19 protein-coding genes and 1 pseudogene are annotated in these 22,557 nt (G+C 67.0%); 12 read left to right on the top strand and 8 right to left on the bottom strand.

The features are described 5' to 3' along the window. Positions 1-4: 4 nt before the first annotated feature. The 6 genes from rnpA (at position 5) to BAY15_RS00575 (ending at position 8,663) form a co-directional block, all read left to right on the top strand. Entirely contained in the window at positions 5-493 is a 489-nt protein-coding gene (rnpA, locus tag BAY15_RS18655) for a ribonuclease P protein component (RefSeq protein WP_083214014.1), read from the top strand. After that, positions 493-2,184 carry a membrane protein insertase YidC gene (yidC, locus tag BAY15_RS00595; protein ID WP_068848015.1) on the top strand — a complete coding sequence of 564 codons (1,692 nt, stop codon included), beginning with the start codon at positions 493-495 and terminating at the stop codon, positions 2,182-2,184. The genes rnpA and yidC overlap by 1 nt, the downstream gene beginning before the upstream one ends. A gap of 93 nt (positions 2,185-2,277) precedes the next feature. Next, a complete protein-coding gene (locus BAY15_RS00590; protein ID WP_068848012.1) occupies positions 2,278-4,956 on the top strand; it encodes a polysaccharide deacetylase family protein in 2,679 nt (892 codons plus the stop codon). A gap of 3 nt (positions 4,957-4,959) precedes the next feature. Further along, positions 4,960-6,303, top strand: coding sequence for a tRNA uridine-5-carboxymethylaminomethyl(34) synthesis GTPase MnmE (gene mnmE / locus BAY15_RS00585; RefSeq protein ID WP_068848010.1), 1,344 nt, complete (start codon positions 4,960-4,962; stop codon positions 6,301-6,303). A gap of 66 nt (positions 6,304-6,369) precedes the next feature. Next, on the top strand, positions 6,370-7,461 hold the full coding sequence (locus BAY15_RS00580; protein ID WP_237334295.1) for a virulence RhuM family protein: 1,092 nt from the start codon (positions 6,370-6,372) through the stop codon (positions 7,459-7,461). A 164-nt stretch (positions 7,462-7,625) separates the two neighbouring features. After that, the gene (locus BAY15_RS00575; protein ID WP_068854469.1) at positions 7,626-8,663 is read left to right on the top strand and encodes a glycerophosphodiester phosphodiesterase; all 1,038 of its coding nucleotides are present in this window, start codon (positions 7,626-7,628) and stop codon (positions 8,661-8,663) included. A 152-nt stretch (positions 8,664-8,815) separates the two neighbouring features. On the opposite strand, the gene BAY15_RS00570 is transcribed toward BAY15_RS00575, so the two are convergent. After that, positions 8,816-9,595 carry a rhomboid family intramembrane serine protease gene (locus BAY15_RS00570; RefSeq protein WP_068848008.1) on the bottom strand — a complete coding sequence of 260 codons (780 nt, stop codon included), beginning with the start codon at positions 9,593-9,595 and terminating at the stop codon, positions 8,816-8,818. 99 nt (positions 9,596-9,694) lie between these two features. Then, the gene (locus tag BAY15_RS00565; RefSeq protein WP_068848006.1) at positions 9,695-10,651 is read right to left on the bottom strand and encodes a TerC family protein; all 957 of its coding nucleotides are present in this window, start codon (positions 10,649-10,651) and stop codon (positions 9,695-9,697) included. A 277-nt stretch (positions 10,652-10,928) separates the two neighbouring features. Here BAY15_RS00565 and BAY15_RS00560 point away from each other — a divergent pair, with 277 nt between their 5' ends. Continuing rightward, the gene (locus BAY15_RS00560; protein WP_068848004.1) at positions 10,929-12,101 is read left to right on the top strand and encodes a class I SAM-dependent rRNA methyltransferase; all 1,173 of its coding nucleotides are present in this window, start codon (positions 10,929-10,931) and stop codon (positions 12,099-12,101) included. A 114-nt stretch (positions 12,102-12,215) separates the two neighbouring features. Further along, on the top strand, positions 12,216-13,451 hold the full coding sequence (locus BAY15_RS00555) for a dipeptidase (protein WP_068848002.1): 1,236 nt from the start codon (positions 12,216-12,218) through the stop codon (positions 13,449-13,451). Positions 13,452-13,495: 44 nt separating this feature from the next. Here the strand turns inward: BAY15_RS00555 and BAY15_RS00550 are convergent, their stop codons facing one another. The 4 genes and pseudogenes from BAY15_RS00550 to BAY15_RS00535 form a co-directional block, all read right to left on the bottom strand. Beyond that, positions 13,496-14,926, bottom strand: a complete 1,431-nt coding sequence (locus BAY15_RS00550) for an amino acid permease (protein ID WP_068848000.1) — start codon at positions 14,924-14,926, stop codon at positions 13,496-13,498. Between the two features lie 100 nt (positions 14,927-15,026). After that, positions 15,027-15,410 carry a hypothetical protein gene (locus BAY15_RS00545; RefSeq protein WP_208856117.1) on the bottom strand — a complete coding sequence of 128 codons (384 nt, stop codon included), beginning with the start codon at positions 15,408-15,410 and terminating at the stop codon, positions 15,027-15,029. Between the two features lie 165 nt (positions 15,411-15,575). Continuing rightward, the gene (gene leuE / locus BAY15_RS00540; RefSeq protein ID WP_068847996.1) at positions 15,576-16,202 is read right to left on the bottom strand and encodes a leucine efflux protein LeuE; all 627 of its coding nucleotides are present in this window, start codon (positions 16,200-16,202) and stop codon (positions 15,576-15,578) included. Positions 16,203-16,218: 16 nt separating this feature from the next. Next, positions 16,219-17,186: pseudogene (locus BAY15_RS00535) on the bottom strand (LysR family transcriptional regulator); the annotation flags it as partial. Positions 17,187-17,273: 87 nt separating this feature from the next. Between BAY15_RS00535 and BAY15_RS00530 the strand changes: the two are divergent. Beyond that, entirely contained in the window at positions 17,274-18,281 is a 1,008-nt protein-coding gene (locus tag BAY15_RS00530) for a zinc-binding alcohol dehydrogenase family protein (protein WP_068847991.1), read from the top strand. A gap of 3 nt (positions 18,282-18,284) precedes the next feature. Here BAY15_RS00530 and BAY15_RS00525 read toward each other — a convergent pair whose 3' ends face one another. Continuing rightward, positions 18,285-18,905 carry a glutathione S-transferase family protein gene (locus BAY15_RS00525; protein WP_068847989.1) on the bottom strand — a complete coding sequence of 207 codons (621 nt, stop codon included), beginning with the start codon at positions 18,903-18,905 and terminating at the stop codon, positions 18,285-18,287. 49 nt (positions 18,906-18,954) lie between these two features. On the opposite strand from BAY15_RS00525, the gene rmuC reads away from it, so the two are divergent. The 3 genes from rmuC to BAY15_RS00510 all read left to right on the top strand — a co-directional run bounded on the left by rmuC (position 18,955) and on the right by BAY15_RS00510 (position 21,504). Then, the gene (gene rmuC / locus BAY15_RS00520; RefSeq protein WP_068847987.1) at positions 18,955-20,418 is read left to right on the top strand and encodes a DNA recombination protein RmuC; all 1,464 of its coding nucleotides are present in this window, start codon (positions 18,955-18,957) and stop codon (positions 20,416-20,418) included. A 92-nt stretch (positions 20,419-20,510) separates the two neighbouring features. Then, a complete protein-coding gene (locus BAY15_RS00515; protein ID WP_068847985.1) occupies positions 20,511-20,885 on the top strand; it encodes a hypothetical protein in 375 nt (124 codons plus the stop codon). A 58-nt stretch (positions 20,886-20,943) separates the two neighbouring features. Then, the gene (locus BAY15_RS00510) at positions 20,944-21,504 is read left to right on the top strand and encodes a glutathione peroxidase (protein ID WP_068847982.1); all 561 of its coding nucleotides are present in this window, start codon (positions 20,944-20,946) and stop codon (positions 21,502-21,504) included. A gap of 35 nt (positions 21,505-21,539) precedes the next feature. Here the strand turns inward: BAY15_RS00510 and BAY15_RS00505 are convergent, their stop codons facing one another. Further along, a complete protein-coding gene (locus BAY15_RS00505) occupies positions 21,540-22,556 on the bottom strand; it encodes an MlaA family lipoprotein (RefSeq protein ID WP_068847980.1) in 1,017 nt (338 codons plus the stop codon). Between the last annotated feature and the right edge of the window lies 1 nt (position 22,557).

Below are 22,557 nucleotides of genomic sequence, written 5' to 3'. Positions count from 1 at the left end.
TGCAATGCCGCTTCCCGCGGCAGACGCAATCCTGACTGTGAGCAGTTCCGACCCGCGCAAGCGATTTCCTCGCTCTGCGCGGGTTCGTACGCGTGCCGAATATACAACGGTCTTCAACGGCGCCCGCCGTGTGTCCGAACCGCTGATGACCCTGCACTGGCTGAAGAGCGACACGCCGGCCAGGCTGGGTCTTGCCGTTTCGCGCAAAGTCGATCCCCGAGCCGTGGGTCGCAACCGTATCAAGCGAGTGCTGCGTGACGCCACCCGCCACCTACGGCCGTGGATGACGTCCGGCGATTATGTCGTGGTTGCCCGCAGTTCCGCCCGTACCGCAAGTAATTCCGAGATCCGCCAGGCCTTCGAGCGCCTGCTGCGCCGGCTGGGCGCATTGCCCATGCCGGGCGCGGACGGCACAATGCCGCCGCCCGGGGTTGCACCCCTTTCCCAGTCCGAGCCGGCACCCGCTGCCGGCCCCGTCGAGCCTGCACGCTGATGAACCAGACCCGCGTTTTCCTGATTGTTGCCTGGCTGATGGTGGCCATCCTGCTGTGGATGCAGTGGGGTAGCGACAAGGCCCAGCCGGCGCCCACCGCGCCGGTGGCCGCCCAGACCCAGGCACCGGTGCCGGGTGCAACGGGCGCCGTGCCCGCTGCCAACGTGCCGCAGGCCCCGGGCAGCGCCCCGGCCACCCAGCCGACCGCGCAGGCCCAGGCCGGCGCGCCGCGCGTGACCGTGACCACCGACGTGCTGCGCCTGGTGCTCGACGGCGGCTCCGTGCTGGATGCGGAGCTGCTGCAGTTCCCGCAGACCAAGGACGACGGCAGCCCGCCGGTGCGCCTGCTGACCGAAGACCCGGCCCACCCGTACCGCGCGGTGACCGGCTGGACCAGCCAGGACAAGAGCATGCCGGTGCCGGAAGCCAACGGCTTCACGCTGGTGGGCGATGCCAAGGACTTCGTGCTGGCCAAGGGCCAGAACGAACTGCAGATCCCGTTCGTGTGGAATGGTCCGAATGGCGTGAGCATCCGCCGCACCTTCACCGTCAACCGCAATGAATACGCGGTCAAGGTCAAGGACGAAGTGATCAACGCCGGCACCGCCCCGTGGAGCGGCTACGTGTACCGCACCCTGGACCGCACGCCGACGATCCTGTCGCGCAGCATGACCAACCCGGACTCGTTCAGCTTCAACGGCGCCACCTGGTTCGACAAGGACGGCAAGTACCAGCGCCGGGCTTTCAAGGATTACCTGGACGATGGCCCGCTGAACCAGCAGGTCACCGGTGGCTGGGTGGCGATGCTGCAGCACCACTTCTTCACCGCGTGGGTGCCGCAGAAGGACCAGGCCGCGAACTACTCGCTGTCCCAGCATGATGGCCGCGACCAGATTCAGGCCACCGGCCCGGCGTTCACCGTGGCCCCGGGCCAGCAGGTGAGCAGCGAGGCACGCCTGTGGGTGGGCCCGAAGCTGGTCAACCAGATCGCCAAGGAAGATGTGCCGGGCCTGGATCGCGTTGTCGATTACAGCCGCTTCTCGATCATGGCCGTGATCGGCCAGGGCCTGTTCTGGGTGTTGAACCAGGTCCACAAGGTCGTCAACAACTGGGGCTGGGCCATCGTGGGCCTGGTGGTGCTGCTGAAGCTGGTGCTGTACCCGCTGTCGGCGGTGCAGTACAAGAGCGGCGCCAAGATGCGTCGCTTCCAGCCGCGCATCGCGCAGCTCAAGGAACGCTATGGCGATGACCGCCAGAAGTTCCAGACCGCGATGATGGAGCTGTACAAGAAGGAGAAGATCAATCCGATGGGCGGCTGCCTGCCGATCCTCATCCAGATGCCGATCTTCTTTGCGCTGTACTGGGTGCTGGTGGAATCGGTTGAACTGCGCCAGGCCCCGTGGCTGGGCTGGATCCAGGACCTGACCGCACGCGACCCGTACTTCATCCTGCCGGTGATCAACGTGGCGGTGATGTGGGCCACCCAGAAGCTGACCCCGGCCCCGGGCATGGACCCGATGCAGGCCAAGATGATGCAGATGATGCCGCTCATCTTCGGCGTCATGATGGCCTTCATGCCGTCCGGCCTGGTCCTGTACTGGGTGGTCAACGGCGGCCTGGGCCTGCTGCAGCAGTGGTGGATGACCAAGCGCCATGGCGGCGACCCGGTCCCGGCCACCGCCAAAAAATAAAACCCCTGGAAAACCCGCTCCCCGGCGGGTTTTTCTTTGCCGGCGATACAATCGCCTGCATTCACCCACCCGCAGCACCTCACCGAGCCCCCCATGCCCCGTGCGTCGTCGTTGTTCCGCCTGCCGTCCCTGCTGCTGCTGACCCTGGCCGTTGCCAGCTGCGGCAACAACGACCCCGCCGTCCCGGCAACGCCGACCCCGACGCAGCCCAGCGCGCAGGCCGCAGCCTCCGCCGACCCCGCGGCTGCGCCGCTGCTCACCGCCCTGCAGAAGCAGCTCGACGGCCACCGCCGCATCATCGTGCTGCTCGCCGACGAAGCGCAGCAGTCCGCGCGTGACCGTGACACCTCCAGCCGCATCGGCCAGCAGTTGTTCCACGACGGGCTGGACCAGCGCCAGGCCATCGCCACCCAGTTCGATGCGTTGCTGCGCGACGGCAGCCCGCAGCGCTTTGCCACCCTGGGCACGGTGCTGGACTACATCGAATCGGCGCCGGAGCTGTACGACGCCGACCGCCTGGCGTTCCGCGAAGTGCTGCGCGACCTGCACGAGCGCATCGGCACCGATTCCTCGCTGCCGGCGGTGAAGCTGCACCAGCGCGTGGGCGAAGACCTGGACGCGCTCGATGAGATCGAGCGCAACTACAACCAGGAAATCACCAACATCTTCAGCCGCTTCGACCGCACCCGCGCGATCACCCTCAAGCGCGAGAAGTGGGACGACTACCTGGCCCACCTGCACAAGCAGTACAGCCGCGAGGCGATCCTGCGCGATTACGGCGTGATCGAGCCTTATCCGATGTCGATGAAGGACAGCGACCGCGAGATCTTCGGCCGCGACCTGCCGCCCAAGACCGTGGTGCTCACCTTCGATGACGGCCCGCACAAGGCCTACACCGACGAAGTGGTGGCCATCCTCAAGCGCTACGACGTTCCGGGGGTGTTCTTCGAAGTGGGCCGCAACCTGGGCGAAGTGCATGCCGATGGCAGCGTGAAGCTGGGTCCGATGGCCGGTATCAGCCGCAACCTGATGGAACAGGGCTACGCGGTGGGCAACCACAGCCTGACCCACGCGCAGCTGTCACGCACCACCGGCGAGGCGCTGCGCCAGCAGGTGCTGGTGACCGACACGCTGCTCAAGGACGTGGACAAGCGCCGCGCGCCGCTGTTCCGCTTCCCCTATGGCGCGCGCAATGCCGAAGGCCTGCAGCTGCTCAACGAGGCCGGCCTGAAGTCGATCATGTGGAACATCGATTCGATGGACTGGGCCGACCCGGTGCCCGAATCGATCGTGCAGCGCGTGCTGGGCCAGGTGCAGAAGGAACAGCGCGGGATCATCCTGTTCCACGACATCCACGACCGCGCGGTGAAGGCACTGCCGCAGATCCTGGACCGGCTGATTGCCGAGGGCTACCAGTTCGCCGGCTGGAATGGCCGCGAGTTCACCGTCAGCCGCCCGCGCAGCGCTGCTGCCAGCGAAGCCACCGTGACCACCGGCTACGAGAAGTCGTGGGCGATCGTGATCGGCATCGACGAGTACGCCAAGTGGCCGCGGCTGGAATACGCCAGCCACGATGCGCAGGCCATCGCCGATACGTTGACCGGGCAGTTCAGGTTCCCGTCCTCGCAGGTGATCGTGCTGAAGGACAAACAGGCCACCCGTAACAACATCCTGGCCGCCTTCCACGACCGCCTGGCCGATGACCGCACCGGGCGCAACGACCGCGTGTTCGTGTTCTTCGCCGGCCATGGCGCCACGCGGCGGTTGGCGTCGGGCCGCGACCTGGGCTACATCATCCCGGTGGATTCGGACCCCAACGAATTCGCCACCGACGCCATCGCGATGACCGACATCCAGAACATCGCCGAAAGCATGCAGGCCAAGCATGTGATGTTCGTGATGGATGCCTGCTACAGCGGCCTGGGCCTGACCCGTGGCGGCCCCTCGTCGTCGGCCTTCCTGCGCGAGAACGCCAAGCGCAGCGCGCGGCAGATGCTCACCGCCGGCGGCAGCGACCAGCAGGTGGCCGACAGCGGCCCGAACGGCCATTCGGTGTTCACCTGGGTGCTGCTGCAGGCGCTGGCAGGCAAGGGCGACCTCAATGGTGATGGCCTGATCACCGGCACCGAGCTGGCGGCCTACGTGGCGCCGGCGGTATCGGCGGTGTCGCGGCAGACCCCGGCGTTCGGCAGCCTGCCCGGTTCGCAGGGTGGCGAGTTCGTGTTCCAGGTGCCCGACAGCCAGGAATACCTCACTGCCGATACCCGGCAGCTGTCGGCGGACGCGATCGCGCTCAACAACCGGGTGGATGCCGCGCAGGACGCCAAGCCCGCTGGCGAGGCGCCGGTGACCGTGGCCGACCTGCAGGGCGGCAAGAGCACGCTGGTGGTGCCGGCCGCCGTGCCGACCTCCGACCGCCAGCGCGCGCAGCAGGCCAACGATCGTGGCCTGCAGCTGTACCGCGAGAAACGCTATGACGAGGCCGTTGCCCAGTTCACCGAAGCGCTGAAGCTGCGCCCGGACTTCGCCCAGGCGGCCAACAACCTCGGCTTCGTCTACTACCGCCAGCAGCGTTACGCTGAAGCGGCACGCTGGCTGGAAAACACGCTGAAGATCGACCCGTCACGCGCGGTAGCCCACCTCAACCTGGGCGATGCCTACTTCCACGCCGGCGACAAGGCCAAGGCCAGGCAGGCCTACACCACCTACCTGGCGCTGCAGCCGCAGGGCAGCGGCGCTGCCCAGGCCCGCGCACAGCTGGAGAAGCTTTGAGCCATGAACGCCGCCACCGACACCATCGTTGCCATCGCCACCGCGCCCGGTGCCGGGGGCGTGGGCATGCTGCGCGTGTCCGGCCCGCAGGCGCTGCGCATCGCCGTGGATCTGGGCTGCCCGCAACTGCAGCCGCGGCACGCGCACTACGCGCGCTTCCGCGATGCCGCCGGCGAAGTGCTGGATGACGGCATCGCCCTGTACTTCCCGAATCCGCGCAGCTTCACCGGCGAAGACGTGGTGGAGCTGCAGGGCCACGGCAGCCCGGTGGTGCTGCAGCAGCTGGTGGGTCGCTGCATCGCGCTCGGCGCGCGACAGGCACGGCCAGGGGAATTCAGCGAGCGCGCCTTCCTCAACGGCAAGCTCGACCTGGCCCAGGCCGAGGCCATCGCCGACCTGATCGCGGCCAGCGATACCCGTGCCGCGCGCGCGGCGCGGCGCTCGCTGGACGGCGTGTTCTCGCGCCGCGTGGAAGATGCCGGCGAGCAGCTGGTGCGCCTGCGCATCCATGTGGAAGCCGCGATCGACTTCGCCGACGAACCGCTGGATACGCTGGGAGGCGATCAGGTTCGGCAGGGCCTGGGCGAAGTGCAGTTGGCGCTGGCGACGCTGCGCGACGACGCCGAACGCGGCCGCCGCCTGCGCGATGGCCTGCACGCCGTGCTGGTCGGCCCGCCCAACGCAGGCAAGAGCTCGCTGCTCAATGCACTGGCTGGCAGCGAACGCGCGATCGTCACCGACATTGCCGGTACCACCCGCGACACCCTGCGCGAAACCATCCGCATTGATGGGCTCGAGCTGACCCTGGTCGACACCGCCGGCCTGCGCGACGGCGGCGATGCCATTGAACGCGAAGGCATGCGGCGTGCGCGCGCGGAGATGCAGCGCACCGACCTGGCCATCATCGTGCTCGACGCGCGCGACCCGCAGGCCGGCCATGCCGCCGTGGCCGATGCCATCGCCGGGGTGCCGCTGCAGTTGTGGATCCACAACAAGAGCGACCTGCTGGAGGCACTGCCGGCCGACATCGATGCCAACGTCGTGCACGTCTCGGCCGCCACCGGCCAGGGCCTCGACCGCCTGCACACACGCCTGCGCGAGCTGGCCAGCGGCAGCGCCGGCGACAGCGTGGAGGGCGAGTTTTCCGCGCGCGCCCGCCACGTGGAAGCGATCACCCTGGCGATCGGCCACGCCGAGCGCGCCGAAGCAGAGCTGGTGCATGAACACCTGGAGCTGGCCGCCGAGGAACTGCGGCTGGCGCATGAGGCGCTGGGCGAGATCACCGGACGGATGAGCGCAGATGACCTGCTGGGGCGGATTTTCTCGAGCTTCTGTATCGGGAAGTAAGCCAATACTGCCAACTTCACGGACCGGGAAAGGCAGCACGTTCAATCAGCTGCGCTAGCATCAAACTTGTTCACCGGCACCCAGACTCCCAGACGTGCCATCGAGGAGCAGGCGATGGAAAAAAAAACACTGATCCGAAACAGCACTGCCGAGTTCCTGATCTTCACCAGGCAGGCAGGCGAGGCGAGCATTGAAGCCCGCTACGAGGATGAGACTGTATGGCTGTCCCAAAAGCTGATGGGAGAGCTCTTTGGAGTAGATGTTCGCACCGTCAGCGAGCATCTTCAGAACATATTTGCGAGCCAGGAGCTTGGACCTGAAGGAACTATCCGGAAATTCCGGATAGTTCAAAAGGAGGGCTCAAGGGAGGTGTCCCGAACGGTGGACTTCTACAACCTGGACGCGATCATCTCGGTCGGCTATCGAGTCAATTCGGTACGGGCGACGCAGTTCCGCCAATGGGCTACCGGAGTACTGCGCGAGTTTGCCCTCAAAGGGTATGTGCTCGACCGGCAGCGCATGGAGAACGGCAGCTTTCTGGGCGAGGACTATTTCGAGCGCCTGCTCGCCGAAATCCGCGAGATACGTCTCAGCGAGCGGCGCTTCTACCAGAAGATCACCGATATCTACGCTACCAGCCTGGATTACAACAAGGATGCCCCAACGACCAAGGCATTCTTCGCCAAGGTTCAGAACAAGCTTCACTACGCCATCCACGGGCACACGGCCGCAGAGCTGATCAGCACGCGGGCAGACAGCAACCTTCCCCACATGGGCCTGACGTCCTGGGCGAGCGCACCGGATGGCAGGATCCTGAAGACCGACGTTGGGGTGGCGAAAAACTATCTCACCCAGGAAGAGCTGGATTCACTGGGCCGGATCGTCAACGCCTACCTCGAACTGGCAGAAGACCGCGCTCGCCGCCGAATTCCCATGAGCATGGAAGACTGGGCCAAGCGGCTCGACGCATTCCTGGAATTTGATGATCGCAAGGTCCTCAAGAACAGTGGCAAGGTCTCCGCGAAACTGGCCCAGTCTCATGCGGAGACAGAGTTCGAGAAGTACCGGATCGTCCAGGATCGGCTGTTCGAGAGCGACTTCGACAAGGAAGTCAAAGAGCTCGCTGCCGGGGCCGGGGACGTCGCAGGAGGCGCATAACTGGCTTTCTTCGATCTGTCATACCGCGCGACGACAATGCGCACGTCGTTTCCACGCCCCCGCCGCGTCGGCGCGGGCCGCCGTACCAACAGGGGTTTGCAGTGTCGAAGTCGTTGTGGGGTTGTGCGTTGCTGTTCTCGCTGGCCGTGGCACCATCGGTGGCCATGAGCGCTGAATCTTCCCCACCCGCGCCGCGCAAGGCGGCGGTGTACGGCCATCGCGGCGCCAGCGCGCTGCTGCCCGAACACACCCTGGCCGCCTACGCGCAGGCCATTGCCGATGGCGCCGACTACATCGAGCCGGACCTGGTGATGACCAAGGACGGGGTGCTGGTGTCGCGGCACGAGAATGAGATCAGTGGTACCACCGATGTGGCCACCCATCCCGAGTTCGCCAGCCGCAGAACGACGAAGACCATCGATGGCGAACGCATCGAAGGCTGGTTCACCGAAGACTTCACCCTGGCCGAGCTGAAGACCCTGTACGCCCGCGAGCGCCTGCCGCAGCTGCGCAGCACTGCCTTCGACGGCCAGTTCCGCATTGCCACGCTGGACGAGATCGTCACCTTCCTGGTCCAGCAGGCCGGTCGCGCCGGGCGCGGGATCGGGCTGGTGCCGGAGATCAAGCACGGCACCTACTTCAAGGGCATCGGCCTGCCGATGGAAGACCTGCTGCTGAAAACGCTGCAGGCCAACCCCTACACCCGCGTGGCTCCGGTGACGATCCAGTCGTTCGAGGTGGGCAATCTGCGTTACCTGCGCAGCAAGCTTGGGCGCGACAGCAACATCCGCCTGCTGCAGCTGCTGGGTGACCCGAAGCAGCAGCCGGGCGACGTGCTCGCCGCCAAGGGCAGCCAGCGCTATGTCGACATGATCACGCCCGCCGGGCTGGACCAGATCGCCGGCTATGCCGATGGCATTGGACCCAGCCTGCGCATGGTGATTCCGCTGGATGCCAACGGTCGCCTCGGCCCGCCGACCTCACTGGTGCGCGATGCGCACGCGGTAGGCCTGATGGTGGTGCCGTATACGTTCCGGCCGGAGAATGCCTTCATGGCCGCCGAATTCCGCAAGGGTGAGCCCAACACGCGCAATCCCGACGGGTCGGTGGCGGAGATGCGCGCCTACCTGGCCACCGGGATCGATGCGTTTTTCACCGATGATCCGGCATTGGGGCGCAAAGCGGTGGATGGCACCCCGTAAAAACGACGCCGCGCAGGTAGGTACCGACCGTTGGTCGGTACGGAGAATGATCGGCACGCAGCGCATCGACCAACGGTATGCCCGCCGTTGGCGGGCACCCTTCGGGCCGTCGCAAGCGACGTTAGGAACGGCATTACCGTTCCTTGCGACGCCTACCGGGAGGAATCCGAATCCCGCGGGCGGAACGGCAACACGACGAAATCCTGCCCTTCGCGCGGCTGCCACAGCACCGGCACGCGGTGCGGGGAGGGCGGCTCGAGGTCGCTGTCGCGCTGTGCCTCCAGCGCGTCCTCGTCTTCCTCTTCCCAGCTGTAACGCTTGCGCGGGGCCATCGGGTCGGACAGGCGGAACAGCAGCGCGCTGATGATGCCGGCGAAGGCGCCACCCATGTGCGACTGCCAGGACACACCCGGCTCATGCGGGAGGATGGTGATGAGCATGCTGCCGTAGAACAGGAAGGCGATCAGGCCGGCGGCAATGGCGGGGCGGTCCCGACGCAGCAGGCCCAGCACGAACACCAGGAACATCAGGCCGTGGGTGATGCCGCTGGCGCCCAGATGGCGGCTGCCGATATCGCCGAGCAGCCAGGCGCCCAGCCCGGAGCCGATCCACAGCAGCGGGAAGGCCCGCAGGGTCGCCTTTGGATAGACGCTGCCTGCCAAAGTGCCAAGAATTAATAGAGCAAAGCTATTGGCGGCCAAGTGCTGGACCGAACCATGCAGCAGCGGCGCACCGAGGATGCCCAGCAGGCCGTCGCTTTCCAGCGGGGCCACGGCCCAGGGGCGCCAATCGAAGTGACCCTGCGCGGTGAACACCGCCACCAGCACCAGCACGAAGGCCAGGCTCAGGTTGAACGCCCGCACCACGCGGCCACGGTCGTTGCGGGAAGAGACCGGCGGCTCGCCGGCAGGCAGGGGCAGGTTGGCGTTCATACCCAAAGGGATTGCGTCGCGCCAGCCTGAACACAAGGGCAACGCGACGGGAGACAGAGGTGCCGCCGACGGGACAATCCCGCCGGCGGCAATCAGGGGTTACGCGTCGCCGGTCTTCGGCGGGTTCTTCAGGCTCAGCACCACGGTGGCGGCGATGATCACCGCAACCACGCCCAGCGAGATCGGGGTGGGGATCTTGAAGATGTCGATCAGCATCATCTTGGCGCCGATGAAGGCCAGCACCAGGGCCAGGCCGTACGGCAGCAGGTGGAAGCGGTCGGCCATGCCGGCAAGCAGGAAGAACATCGCGCGCAGGCCCAGCACCGCGAACACGTTGGAGGTGAGCACGATGAACGGGTCGGTGGTGATGGCGAAGATCGCCGGGATGCTGTCTACCGCGAAGATCACGTCGGTGACGGCAATCAGGATCAGCACCACGAACAGCGGGGTGTACCAGCGCTTGCCGTCGCGCATGACGCTCATGGCATTGCCGGCGTAATCGGGCAGCAGGCGCAGGTGCTTGCGCATCCAGCGCAGGGCCGGGTTGGTCTCCAGGTCAGGCTCCTGGCCGGCCGAGAACCACATCTTCCAGCCGGTGAACAGCAGGAACGCGCCGAACACGTAGAGCAGCCAATGGAACTTGGTAAGCAGCACGCTGCCAGCGAAGATCATGATCGTACGCAGCACGATCGCACCCAGGATGCCGATGATCAACACCTTCTGCCGCTGTTCCTCGGGCACCGCGAAGTAACCCATGATCATCAGGAACACGAAGATGTTGTCCACCGCCAGGGCCTTCTCGACCAGGTAACCGGTCAGGAACTCCAGGCCGACCTTGTTGGCCACCACCTGGCCGGCGGTCTCGTTCAGGTAGTACCAGAGGCCACCGTTGAAGGCCAGGGCCAGCGCCACCCAGCCGATCGACCACCACAGGGCCTCCTTGAAGGTCACCTTGTGCGGGCCGCCGTGTCGCATCAGTACCAGATCGACCAGCAGCGCGATGATCACCACCGCGCCGAAGCCGCCCCACAACCACAAATTACCGATCGTCTGCATGAGTTTGTCCGTTGAATGAATGAAATGCCTCAAGCCGGACGGCGAGGATCTGCAACGGAGGATCGGAGGGGATCCGGGGACAGAGCTTCGCCATACGGCGAAGGTCTCGCTCGCAGTCCCACCGGGTGGGACTGCCGTTGCACCGGAGCCTGCGGGCTCGAATTGACGGCGACAACGTCTGGGAGCTACTCCCCTTCTGGGGCCGATTCTGCGGGCTGAATGGGTTGGCGTCAAATCGGCGGCCTGCCGGGCCATGGGGCCCGTCTACAATAGGCAGATGAATACCGTCCCCAATCCCGTTGTCCGCCTTAAAAACGCCTGGCGCTCCAGCCACCCGTGGATCTTCCAGAAACTGGTCGAAAAGCCCGCCGTCCGCCCGAAACCCGGCGCCATCGTCGACGTGGTCGGCGTGGATGGGGAGTGGATCGGGCGTGGCTTCTACAACGGTCATTCGCGCATCGCCGTGCGTATCCTTGAGACCGACCAGCGCGTCCCCGTCGATGCCGGCTGGTTCTCGCGGAAGATCGCCCAGGCGGTGTCGCTGCGCCGTGATGTCCTGAAGCTGGACGCGATTTCCGATGCCTGGCGCGTGGTGCACAGCGAGGGCGACGGCCTGTCCGGCCTGGTGGTGGACCGCTACGGCGACCTGGTGGTGGTGGAGTTCTTCGCCGCCGGCATGTTCCGCCACCGCGAGTGGGTCTACGAGGCGCTGCGCGAGCAGTTCCCCGGCTGCCGCTTCCACAGCTTCGCCGACGAACACGTGCAGAAGCAGGAAAGCTTCGACTTCCACGGCAACACCACCACCGAAGCGGCGGTCATCACCGAGTACGGCGTGAAGTTCCGCGCCGACCCGGCCGGTGCGCACAAGACCGGCTTCTTCGCCGACCAGCGCGAAAACCGGCAGTGGCTGAGCCAGGAAGTGGAAGGCAAGTCGGTGCTGGACCTGTGCTGCAACACCGGTGGCTTTGCGGTGTACGCGGCCGCGCGCGGTGCCTCTGATGTGCTGGGCATCGACATCGACGAAGACGTGATCGCCATCGCCAAGGGCAATGCGCGCCTGAACAACGTGCGCCCACGCTTCGTGCAGTCCGACATCTTCCCGTGGCTGCGCGACGCGGCCAACCGCGGCGAGCAGTTCGACGTGGTGATCCTGGATCCGGCGAAGATGACCCGCGACCGCGACCAGGTGATCACTGCGCTGAAGAAGTACCTGGACATGAACAAGCTGGCGCTGGGCGTGGTCAAGCCCGGTGGCCTGTTCGCCACGTTCTCGTGCACCGGCCTGGTGGCCGAGGACCAGTTCCTGGACATGCTGCGTCGCGCGGCGTTCTACTCCGGGCGCACCATCCAGATCCTGAAGGTCGCCGGCGCCGGCCCGGATCATCCGTTCATGGCCCACGTGCAGGAATCGCGTTACCTCAAGGCCGTGTTCTGCCGCGTGCTGGATTGACCTTCGCGTGCCGACCAACGGTCGGCACCTACCGCGGAATGGCAGGGTAGGTACCGACCGTTGGTCGGTACGCTTTGCTATGGTCTGACGCATTCCAATCTAAAATGAGGCGTCATGACGTTGCGCAGCCTGTCCCTGCTGGTGTCACTGGCGCTGTGTGCGCCGCTGTCGGCCCACGCCATCGAGTTCAGCGCGCAGGAGCTTGCGCGCGCTGCCACCCTGCAGAAGAAACTGCTTACCCTCGACAGCCATCTGGACACGCCGGCGAACTTCCACCGGGAAGGCTTCGACATCCAGCAGCGACACGACCACAACGCGCTGTCGCAGGTGGATCTGCCGCGCATGGTGGACGGCGCGCTGGATGGCGGGTTCTGGGCCATCTACACCGACCAGGGCGACCGCAGCCCGGCCGCACACCAGCACGACCGCGATGCGGGCCTGCTGCGGTTGATGGAAATCCGCGAGATGCTCGCTGCGCATCCGGAGACCTTCGCGCTGGCACTGACCGCCGCCGACGCCGCCCGGATCAAGGCGGCCGGCAAGCGCGTGGTGTACATCAGCATGGAAAACGCCAGCCCGCTGGTCGACGACCCCACGTTGCTCAGCTTCTACCACCAGGCCGGCCTGCGCCTGCTCAGCACGGTGCACTTCGCCAACAACGAGTTTGCCGATTCGGCCACCGACACCAAAGGCGCCGAATGGAAGGGCCTGAGCCCGGCCGGCAAGGCATTGGTGGACGAAGCGGTACGGCTCGGCATCGTGATCGACCAGTCGCATGCCTCCGATGCGGTGTTCGATGACCTGATCCAGCGCATGCCGGTGCCGTTCGTGCTGTCGCACAGTTCGGCCAAGGCAATCTACAACCACCCGCGCAACCTGGACGACGTGCGCCTGAAGCAGCTGGCCAAGGCCGGCGGGGTGATCCAGGTGAACGCGTATGGCGGCTACCTGATCGACACCGGCAAGAACGACGCGCGCAAGCAGGCCGAAGACGCGCTGATGAAGCAGATCGGCGCCGACTACGATGACCTGAGCATGGCCCAGGGCGTGCAGCTGAAGCAGGGCCTGGCCGAGATCGACCAGCGCCTGCCGCTTCGGAGGGCAACCCTGGACGATTTCTTCGCCCACTTCGAACACATCCTGGGCGTGGTCGGCCCCGAGCATGTGGGCATAGGGCTGGACTGGGACGGCGGCGGCGGGCTTACCGACCTGCAGGACGTGAGCGATCTACCGAAGATCACCGCCTGGCTGCTGCGCAAGGGCTACACCGAGAAACAGATCGCGGGGATCTGGGGCGGCAACCTGCTGCGTGTGCTGCAGCAGGCGCAGGATCATGCCAACAAAAAATGACCGGTGGGGTGCCGGGCAACGCCCGGCACCCCACCGTCACGGCCTCAACGGCCGATCAGCGCATTGCGGCGGCTGTAGAGGAAATACACCGCCAGGCCGATCACGTTCCAGATCAGGAAGTACAGCTGGGTGCTGCTCGGCAGGCTGATGAACAGGTAGATGCAGCCCAGCGCGGCGGCCGGGCCGATGAACCAGGCGATCGGCGTGCGGAAGGTGCGCTTGGCATCCGGTGCACGCTTGCGCATCACCACCAGGCAGATACCCACGGCAGTGAAGGCGGCCAGCGTGCCGGCATTGGCCAGCGCGGCAATCTCGTCCAGCCGCGCCACGCCGGCCAGGGCCGAGACCACGGCAGCGCTGAACAACGTGGTGGCCACCGGGGTACCGGTGCGCTTGTTCACTGCCGACAGGCCGCGCGGCAGCAGGCCGTCGCGGCCCATGACGAAGAACACGCGGCTCTGGCCGAACAGGAAGGCCAGCAGCACGGTGGGCAGCGCAACGATCGCCACCACACCGATGACCGCCGCCGCCTTGGGCTGGCCCAGTTCACGCATGATCAGGGCCAGCGGTTCGGCGCTGCTGCCAAACACCGCGTAGCTCATCGCGCCAACGGCGGCCAGCGCCACCAGCATGTAGATGATGGTGCAGCCGACCATCGAGCCGATGATGCCGATCGACAGATCACGGCCCGGGTTCTTGGTTTCTTCAGCGGCGGTGGAGATGGCATCGAAGCCGTAGAAGGCGAAGAAGATGATGGCGGCCGCGGCCATCACGCCACGCTCCACGCCATCCGGGCCCAGCGTTTTGGCGAATCCGTGTGGCATGAACGGGTGCAGGTTGGCCGAATCGAACGCGGGCAGCGCCACGGCGACGAACACGCCCAGCGCGATGATCTTCAGCACCACCAGGATCGCATTGAGCGTGGCGCTTTCCTTGGTGCCCAGCATCAGGCCGCCGGCGACCACCCAGGTGATGAGCACCGCGGGCAGGTTGAACACGCCGCCTTCCACGTGCGGGCCGGCCGAAAGCGCCAACGGCAGCCGAAGGTCGATGCCGGTGTTGCCGTGTATCCATTCCAGGAAGCCGACGAAATACCCCGACCACCCCACCGCCACGGTACTCACCACCAGTGAGTACTCCAGGATCAGGCTCCAGCCGACCACCCAGGCGAAGATTTCGCCCAGCGCCGTGTAGCTGTAGGTGTAAGCGCTGCCGGCGGCCGGCATCATGGTGGACAACTCGGCGTAGGACAGCGCCGCGCAGGCGCAGACCGCACCGGCGATGGCGAAGGAGATCAGCACCGCGGGGCCGGCGAGATTGGCACCCACGCCGATCAGCGTGTAGATGCCGGTGCCGACGATGGCACCGATGCCCATGGCGATCAGGTGCGGCCAGCTGAGGGTACGAACCAGGCTCCTGCCGGCTTCATGGACGGTGACGGAATCGAGCGGCTTGCGCCGTAGCAGCGATGACATGGAACCTCACAGAGTGACTGGTATCGACAATTTTCCGAGTGTGACCGAACGCGGCGCAGCATTACTACTGCCGGACGTCGTGAATCCCTTGACGATCATTTCAAATAGCCCGCTTTGACGAATCTGGCACAACCCGGCTGGCCGCGATCAACGGGCCCCAGCGCGCCACATCGTCGGCGCCCTGTGGATAGATCACGCAGGTGTCGTCGGGAAGCTTCTTGCAGCGCAGAACCCCCCGTTCATCGAATACCCGCCAGCCGCAGGCGTCGGCCTCGGCTTCGCAGATGCGCCGGCGCAGCCCCAGCAACAGGCTGGCGGCGCAATCGAAGCGGCAGCCCCGGAGCTCGATGCGGTCCAGCGGCTGCAGGTCCGCCACGATCCGCTGGACCGACGGATGGGCCAGGTCGACGCGGTCGGTGCTCAATGCCAGCAGGCGCTCGTCGTGGCCGGCCAGGTGCTGCACGAAGTACATGGGGGTGGTCATCTCGCGGTTGCCTCGCCACGGGTCGGATGCCCGCGATGGCAACGATTTGACACCTGCCGGCGCCTGGGAAGAATTACGCGCTATCGATCGCCGAGGGCAATTTCGATGACGTTGCCTATCGCCGCGCGCCGGCAATGCAGGCGAAACGCCCACCCCGACAAGGGTTCAGCCACTCAGCCCCAGGCGCAGGCCAAACCCGATCAGGAAAACCCCCGCGACGCGTTTCAGTACTACCCCCACACGCGGGTGCTGGATGATCCGACGGCGCAACAGGTTGCCCACCCCGATCAGCACCGAGCAGTACGCCAGGCTGAGCACGAAGATCAGCGTGGCCATGGTCGCGAACGTCACCACGCCCTGGTGCCGCGCCGGGTCGATGAACAGCGGCAGGAACGCCATGTAGAAGATGATCGCCTTGGGGTTGAGCAGGCTGATCAGCACCGCCTGGCGGAAGTAGTGGCCCGGCTGCAGCCGGATGCCGCCGGTGTCACCGCTGGCCGGCGCGGGCCGCAGCAGGCCGATGCCCACCCACACCAGATAGGCCGCACCGAGGTACTGCACCGCGTGGAACACCAGCGGGTTGGCCTTGAGCAGGGCCGCCACGCCGGCCACCGCCAGCCACATCAGGATCTGGTCGCCGAGCAGCAACCCGAACAGCGCGGTATAGCCGCCGCGCACGCCACCGCGCCCGGTGGCGGTGAGCAGGGTGAAGGTGCCCGGCCCGGGCAGCGCCAGGAACACCAGCACGGCGATGACAAAGGTCCACAGGTCCTGGATGCCCATCCACGGCATGGCGGTGACTCGACTTCGGGGGGCCGCCATTGTCGGCTACCCGGCCCGCTGCCGACAGCGCTACGGCGCACGTCCCGGCAGATCGGCCAGCATCGGCTGCAGCCGATGGGCGCACAACGCATGCAACTGGCGGATCGCGGGCGAAAACTGTTTGCGGTGCGGGCACACCAGGTTCAACGGCAGGCTGTCGCCTGCGCCCCCCATCAGCACCTGCAGGCGCCCGGCGCGCACATCGTCGGCCACATCCAGCCACGACTTGAACACGATGCCTTCGCCCGCCACCGCCCAGCGCCGCACTACGTCAGCGTCATCGCACACCAGCTGGCCGCGCACCGGTACCACCACGCGCCGCCCGTCCTGTTCGAAACTCCAGCGGTCGTAGGGACGCCCGGCCAGCTGGTAGACCAGGCAGTGGTGGTCCTTGAGTGCGTCCAGCGAGGCCGGCGTACCCTGCCGCTCCAGGTAGGCCGGTGCGGCGCACAGCACGCGACGGTTGCCCGGCAGCAGCGGCAGCGCCACGTAGCTGGCGGTGTCGAAGCGGCCCAGCCGGAACGCGATATCCACCGGGTCGCGGAACACGTCGGCCACCTGGTCGGACAACAGCAGGCGCAGCTGCAGCTTCGGGTGCGCGGTACGGAACTCGGTCAGCCAGGGCAGCAGCACATTGCGGCCGAGATCAGAGGGCGCGGCCACCTGCAGCACGCCGCGCAGCTCGGCATCTTCGCCGCGCACCCGGGCCTGGCCCTCGTGCAGGGTGTCCAGCAGGTCCTGGGCATACGGTAGATAGAGCACGCCTTCAGCGGTGAGGCGCAGGCTGCGGGTGGAACGCACGAACAGGCGCAGGTCCAGCTCCCGCTCCAGCCGGGCCACGGCGGCGGCTACCTGGCCGGGCAGCAGGTCGGCCTCGCGCGCTGCACTGGAGAAGCTGCCCAGAGCGGCGGTGCGGACGAACAGCTGAAGATCCTCGAAGCGGACCATTTTCATTCCAGGAGTGAAAGTGCTGCTGCATTCTGCGCCTTTCCGGCTGGGGCCGGGCAAGCCAACCTGAGCGCCTCATCCAAGGACCTTCCCATGAAAGCCATCGCCTATACCCAGCACGGCCTGCCCATCACCGACCCGACGGCGCTGGTCGACATCACCCTGCCAGTGCCGACCCCGGGCCCGCGCGACCTGCGCGTGCAGGTGCGCGCGGTGTCGGTGAACCCGGTGGACACCAAGGTCCGCCGTGGCGTGGCCGTCGAGGCCCCGCGCGTGCTGGGCTGGGACGCGGTAGGCATCGTGGACGCGGTGGGCAGCGAGGTGACCCTGTTCCAGCCGGGTGATGCGGTCTTCTACGCCGGCGACATCAACCGGCCGGGCAGCAACGCCGAGTACCAGCTGGTGGACGAACGCATCGTGGGCCGCAAGCCGACCAGCCTGGACGATGCGGCGGCTGCCGCGCTGCCGCTGACCGCGATCACCGCGTGGGAGCTGTTGTTCGACCGCCTGCGCATCGCCGAAGGCGGTGGTGAAGGCCAGACCCTGCTGGTGATCGGTGCGGCCGGCGGGGTGGGCTCGATCCTGGTCCAGCTGGCGCGCCAGCTGACCCGGCTGACCGTGATCGGCACTGCCTCGCGCCCGAACACCCAGGACTGGGCGTACGCCCTGGGGGCCCACCACGTCATCGACCACAGCCAGCCGCTGACCGAAGGCCTGGGCCGGATCGGGATCGAGGCCGTCAGCCACGTGGCCAGCCTGACCCACACCGACCAGCACTACGCCCAGATCGTCACCGCGCTGGCACCGCAGGGCCAGCTGGCCCTGATCGACGACCCCGGCCAGCTCGATGTGATGGCGCTCAAGCGCAAGAGCCTGTCGCTGCACTGGGAATCGATGTTCACCCGCTCCAGCTTCAGCACGCCCGACCTGCAACAGCAGCACGTGCTGCTCAACCGGGTGGCCGAGCTGGTCGACAGCGGCGTGCTGCGCACCACGCTGGGCGAGAACTACGGCCGTGTCGACGCGGCCAACCTGCGCCGCGCGCATGCGCACATCGAAAGCCACCGCGCGGTGGGCAAGGTGGTCCTGGAAGGCTTCTGAGCCTCAGGCCACGCCGTTGTCGCAGTGGCGGGCAAACCCGGGGCGCGGGCCGAGGCGGTGGAACCACGCCGCCACGGCCGGCAGTTCGGGTTTGTCGCCCGGGGTCAGCCGCCAGCGCTGGGTGGAAAGCCCCAGCACGATGTCGGCGAGGGTGAAGTCCTCGCCGGCCACGTAGGCGCCGGTCCCGGCCAGCTGCTGATCCAGGTGCTGCATGAGCCGGTTCCACTGCACCAGGCTGGCCTGCGCGGCGCCATCGTCAGGGTAGGCCGGGTGCTGGCGCACGCGGGCCATGAACACGTGCCGCCAGGCGGTGTTGAGGTCGGTGGCCTGCCAGTCCATCCATTGCTCCACCCGGGCCCGGCTCCGCGGGTCGCGCGGCAGCAGGTCGTGGCGGCCGGCTGCCGCGGCCAGGTAGCGGCAGATGCTGTTGGATTCCCACAGCACGAAGTCGCCATCGCGGATCACCGGCACCTGGCCGTTCGGGTTGAGCGGGTGCAGGGCCGCGAGGAAATCCGCATCGTGGCCGTCGGCCCCGAGCTGCCGGTACTGCAGGCCCAGCTCGGCGCACAGCCACTGCACCTTGCGCACGTTGATCGACGTCGACTTTCCCAGAAGATCCAGCATGGAGCGATCCGGCGCAGCGAATGAGACCGGCTCAGCCTACACTTCTTCCATGCAACCTGAATTCCTCATCCTTGGCGGCCTGCTGTGTGCCGTCCTCATCCTGCAGCTGGTGGCCCTGCTGCGGCGTTCCGGCCATGGCGACCTTGAGCAGAGCCTGCGCGAAGAAGCGCGGACCGGCCGCAGTGAACTGCGCGAGCAGCTCGAAGGGCTGGGCCGGCAGCAGGACGCGCGGCTGGAAACCTTCGCGCGCGCGCTGACCGACCTGTCCACCCGCACCGACCAGCGCCTGGACCAGCTGCGCGATGCGCTGGGCGAAGACGCGCGCAAGGCCCGCGAGGACGCCGGCCAGGCTCAGCAGCGCAGCGACGCCCACATGGCCGCGCTGCGCCAGGCCGTGGCCGACGATGCCCGGCTGGGCCGCGAGGAAGCCACGCAGTCGCAGCACCGGTTCGGCGAATCCCTGGGCCTGCGCCTGCAGGAGATGACCCAGCGCAACGAACAGCGCATGGGCGAAATGCGCGCCACGCTGGAGCAGCAGCTGCGGAGCCTGCAGGCCGACAACGCGCAGAAGCTGGACCAGATGCGGGTCACCGTCGACGAAAAACTGCAGACCACGCTGGAAGCGCGGCTGGGTGCGTCGTTCCAGCTGGTGTCCGACCGCCTGGAACAGGTGCAGCGTGGGCTGGGCGAAATGCAGCAGCTGGCCACCGGCGTCGGCGACCTCAAGCGCGTGCTGACCAACGTCAAGAACCGCGGCAGCTGGGGCGAGGTGCAGCTGGACAACATCCTGGAACAGACCCTCACGCAGGAGCAGTACGCACGCGGCGTCAAAGTGCGCCCGGACAGCGGCGAAATGGTGGACATCGCGGTGCGCCTGCCCGGGCGCGGCCACGAGGACACCCCGGTCTGGCTGCCGATCGATTCCAAGTTCCCGCGCGAAGACTACGAGCGCCTGCTCGATGCGCAGGAGCAGGGTGACGCCGATGGCGTACGCGTGCAGGGCGCGCAGCTGGAACGCGCGATCCGGATCCAGGCCAAGTCGATCTGCGACAAGTACATCGTGCCGCCGCACACCACCGATTTCGCGGTGATGTTCCTGCCTACCGAAGGCCTGTACGCCGAGGTGATCCGCCGCCCGGGGCTGGTGGACCTGCTGCAGCGGGAACACCGCGTGGTGGTGGCCGGGCCGACCACGGTGACCGCGCTGCTCAACAGCCTGCAGATGGGCTTCCGCACCCTGGCCATCGAACAGCGCTCCAGTGAAGTGTGGAGCCTGCTGGGCGCGGTGAAGAGCGAGTTCGGCAAGTTCGCCGGCATCCTGGAAAAGGCCGAAAAGCAGATCAGCACGGTCGGCCGCAGCCTGGGCGAGGCCAGCCGCAAGACCCGCACCATCGAACGCCGCCTGCGCGGGGTGGAATCACTCGGCAGCGAGCAGACCGATCTGCTGCTGGGCGATGCCAGCGGCGACGATGACGAGGCCAGCGCGGACGACGCGTCAGCCGCGCAGGACTGAAACGCATTGCCGACACCCTGCATGCACGCGATCGGCGATGCTGGGTCGCGGCCACCTGCCTGCCTTCCTTTTCCTCCTCCAGGATTGAACCGATGCGTCTTACCCTGATGTTGTCCCTGATGCTCGCGCTTGCCGGCTGCAGCAGTTCGCCGAATGCCGGCGACACCGCCACGAACGCTCCTGCCGCCGCCGACAACGCCGATGCCGCCCGCTGCGCGGCCGCCGGTGGTGAACTCAAGCCGCTGGGACGGCTGCAGCGCGTGCAGTGCGTGGCGCCCTATACCGATGCCGGCAAGGCCTGCAGCGCCAAGAGTGAATGCACCGGCCAGTGCCTGGCCCAGGGCGAGACCGAACTGGTGGCTGGCAGCAAGGCGCGTGGCGTCTGCCAGACCGACGTGAGCCAGAACTTCGGCTGCCGCCAGCGCATCGACAACGGCGTGGCCCAGGGCACGATCTGCGTCGATTGATTTCCCATTCCCAGGGCATATCTCCGATGTGCCCTTTTCACTTCGCACAGGATTTCCCGTGAGCCAGACCGTCTACGACATTCCCGTTTCCACCATTGAAGGCCAGGCCAGTTCGCTGGCCGACTACCGCGGCAAGGTGCTGCTGGTGGTCAATGTCGCCTCCAAGTGTGGGCTGACCCCGCAGTACGAAGGCCTGCAGGCACTGTATGCCGACAAGCAGGCTGCCGGCCTGGAAGTGCTGGGCTTCCCGGCCAACAATTTCCTGGCCCAGGAGCCGGGCAGCGACGCTGACATCCAGCAGTTCTGCCAGCTGGAATACAACGTGAGCTTCCCGATGTTCGCCAAGATCAGCGTGGCTGGCGATGACATCCACCCGCTGTACCAGCAGCTGACCCAGGCCCAGCCGGCCGCCACCGGCGAAGGTCCGATGCGCGAGAAGCTGCAGGGTGCGGTCGCCAAGTACCCGGATCTGGTCGTCAACCCGGCCCCCGGCGTGCTGTGGAACTTCGAGAAGTTCCTGGTGGGCCGCAACGGCAAGGTCATCGCCCGCTTCGCCCCCGACGTGCCGGCCGACGACGCCCGCCTGGTCGCGGCCATCGACGCCGCACTCGCCGCCTGAAAAAAAACCCCGCGAGAGCGGGGTTTTTCTTTTGATCAGTTGCCCCAGTTGGGCATCGGCATCGCGTCGACCGGGATCGGCGCGTCGTCCGCGTCCTTGCCGCGGTCACGGCGGCCGCGCAGGTCGTTCTGGATCTGGTAGTTGCGGCGCTGCAGCCAGGCATCGCGGGTCAGCGCGTACTCGTCCACGGCGCCATCGCGGATGTCATCCAGTGCCAGCAGCTGCGAGCGCATGTCCACCAACTGCAGGCCCTGCAGGGGGATGCGGACCTTGTCTTCCTCGATCGTGCGGATCGGCGACAGCGGAATGTCGCCAGCCAGGCCGAACACGTCGCGCACGGTACGCGGGCCGAAGAACGGCAGCTCCACGTAACGCGAGCTGCGCCAGCCCCAGGCACCCAGGGTCTGGCCGAAGTCTTCACTGCGGCGCGGTACCAGCGCGCGGCTGGCCGGGTCGAAGAGACCACCGATACCCAGCGTGGAATTCATCACGAACCGGCCCAGGCTGTCCCAGGCATCCCCGGGGCGGCCCTGCAGCAGCTGGTTGGTGATGGTCACCGGCGCGCGCAGGTTGCTGAAGAAGTTGGTCACGCCGGTGCGTGCGAAGCGCGGCACGACATTCACGTAAGCGGTGGCCAGCGGGCGCGCGACCGCGCGGTCGACCACGTTGTTGAACGCGTGCACGCGGCGGTTGAAGCCTTCCCACGGGTCGTACGGCGAGCGACCCGGTTCGGCACCGTCGGCGGTCGGCGCCGGACCGCCGTACAGCGCGGCGAAGTCGTCCTCGGCACCCGTCGGCGCGACCTCCGTGGCGGCCGGCACGGGGGCGCCATCGCCTTGGGCGGAGTCAACGGCGGCCACGGGTGCCGCAGGGCTGGCGACGGTCGGCGAGGTCGCTGCATCGGCGGCGCTGTCGGCCGCTGCGGGAGCCGCCGGTGCGGAGGCGGGCGCCACCGCCACGCTGGCGGGCGCACTGTCGCGGGCCGGCTTGGCTGCACAGGCACTCAGCGCCAAGGCCAGCAGGAGAAGGGAGGCGGTGCGTATGACGTTCATG

Source organism: Stenotrophomonas rhizophila (assembly GCF_001704155.1).
GTDB lineage: Bacteria > Pseudomonadota > Gammaproteobacteria > Xanthomonadales > Xanthomonadaceae > Stenotrophomonas > Stenotrophomonas rhizophila_A.
This window is presented reverse-complemented; position numbering and strand designations above follow the sequence as displayed.

Excerpts from the sequence above, each read along its gene's own strand:
- rnpA (WP_083214014.1), top strand. The coding sequence starts at position 5 with ATGCCGCTTCCCGCGGCAGACGCAATCCTGACTGTGAGCAGTTCCGAC.
- yidC (WP_068848015.1), top strand. The coding sequence starts at position 493 with ATGAACCAGACCCGCGTTTTCCTGATTGTTGCCTGGCTGATGGTGGCC.
- BAY15_RS00590 (WP_068848012.1), top strand. The coding sequence starts at position 2,278 with ATGCCCCGTGCGTCGTCGTTGTTCCGCCTGCCGTCCCTGCTGCTGCTG.
- mnmE (WP_068848010.1), top strand. The coding sequence starts at position 4,960 with ATGAACGCCGCCACCGACACCATCGTTGCCATCGCCACCGCGCCCGGT.
- BAY15_RS00575 (WP_068854469.1), top strand. The coding sequence starts at position 7,626 with ATGAGCGCTGAATCTTCCCCACCCGCGCCGCGCAAGGCGGCGGTGTAC.
- BAY15_RS00570 (WP_068848008.1), bottom strand. The coding sequence starts at position 9,595 with ATGAACGCCAACCTGCCCCTGCCTGCCGGCGAGCCGCCGGTCTCTTCC.
- BAY15_RS00565 (WP_068848006.1), bottom strand. The coding sequence starts at position 10,651 with ATGCAGACGATCGGTAATTTGTGGTTGTGGGGCGGCTTCGGCGCGGTG.
- BAY15_RS00560 (WP_068848004.1), top strand. The coding sequence starts at position 10,929 with ATGAATACCGTCCCCAATCCCGTTGTCCGCCTTAAAAACGCCTGGCGC.
- BAY15_RS00555 (WP_068848002.1), top strand. The coding sequence starts at position 12,216 with ATGACGTTGCGCAGCCTGTCCCTGCTGGTGTCACTGGCGCTGTGTGCG.
- BAY15_RS00550 (WP_068848000.1), bottom strand. The coding sequence starts at position 14,926 with ATGTCATCGCTGCTACGGCGCAAGCCGCTCGATTCCGTCACCGTCCAT.
- BAY15_RS00545 (WP_208856117.1), bottom strand. The coding sequence starts at position 15,410 with ATGACCACCCCCATGTACTTCGTGCAGCACCTGGCCGGCCACGACGAG.
- leuE (WP_068847996.1), bottom strand. The coding sequence starts at position 16,202 with ATGCCGTGGATGGGCATCCAGGACCTGTGGACCTTTGTCATCGCCGTG.
- BAY15_RS00530 (WP_068847991.1), top strand. The coding sequence starts at position 17,274 with ATGAAAGCCATCGCCTATACCCAGCACGGCCTGCCCATCACCGACCCG.
- BAY15_RS00525 (WP_068847989.1), bottom strand. The coding sequence starts at position 18,905 with ATGCTGGATCTTCTGGGAAAGTCGACGTCGATCAACGTGCGCAAGGTG.
- rmuC (WP_068847987.1), top strand. The coding sequence starts at position 18,955 with ATGCAACCTGAATTCCTCATCCTTGGCGGCCTGCTGTGTGCCGTCCTC.
- BAY15_RS00515 (WP_068847985.1), top strand. The coding sequence starts at position 20,511 with ATGCGTCTTACCCTGATGTTGTCCCTGATGCTCGCGCTTGCCGGCTGC.
- BAY15_RS00505 (WP_068847980.1), bottom strand. The coding sequence starts at position 22,556 with ATGAACGTCATACGCACCGCCTCCCTTCTCCTGCTGGCCTTGGCGCTG.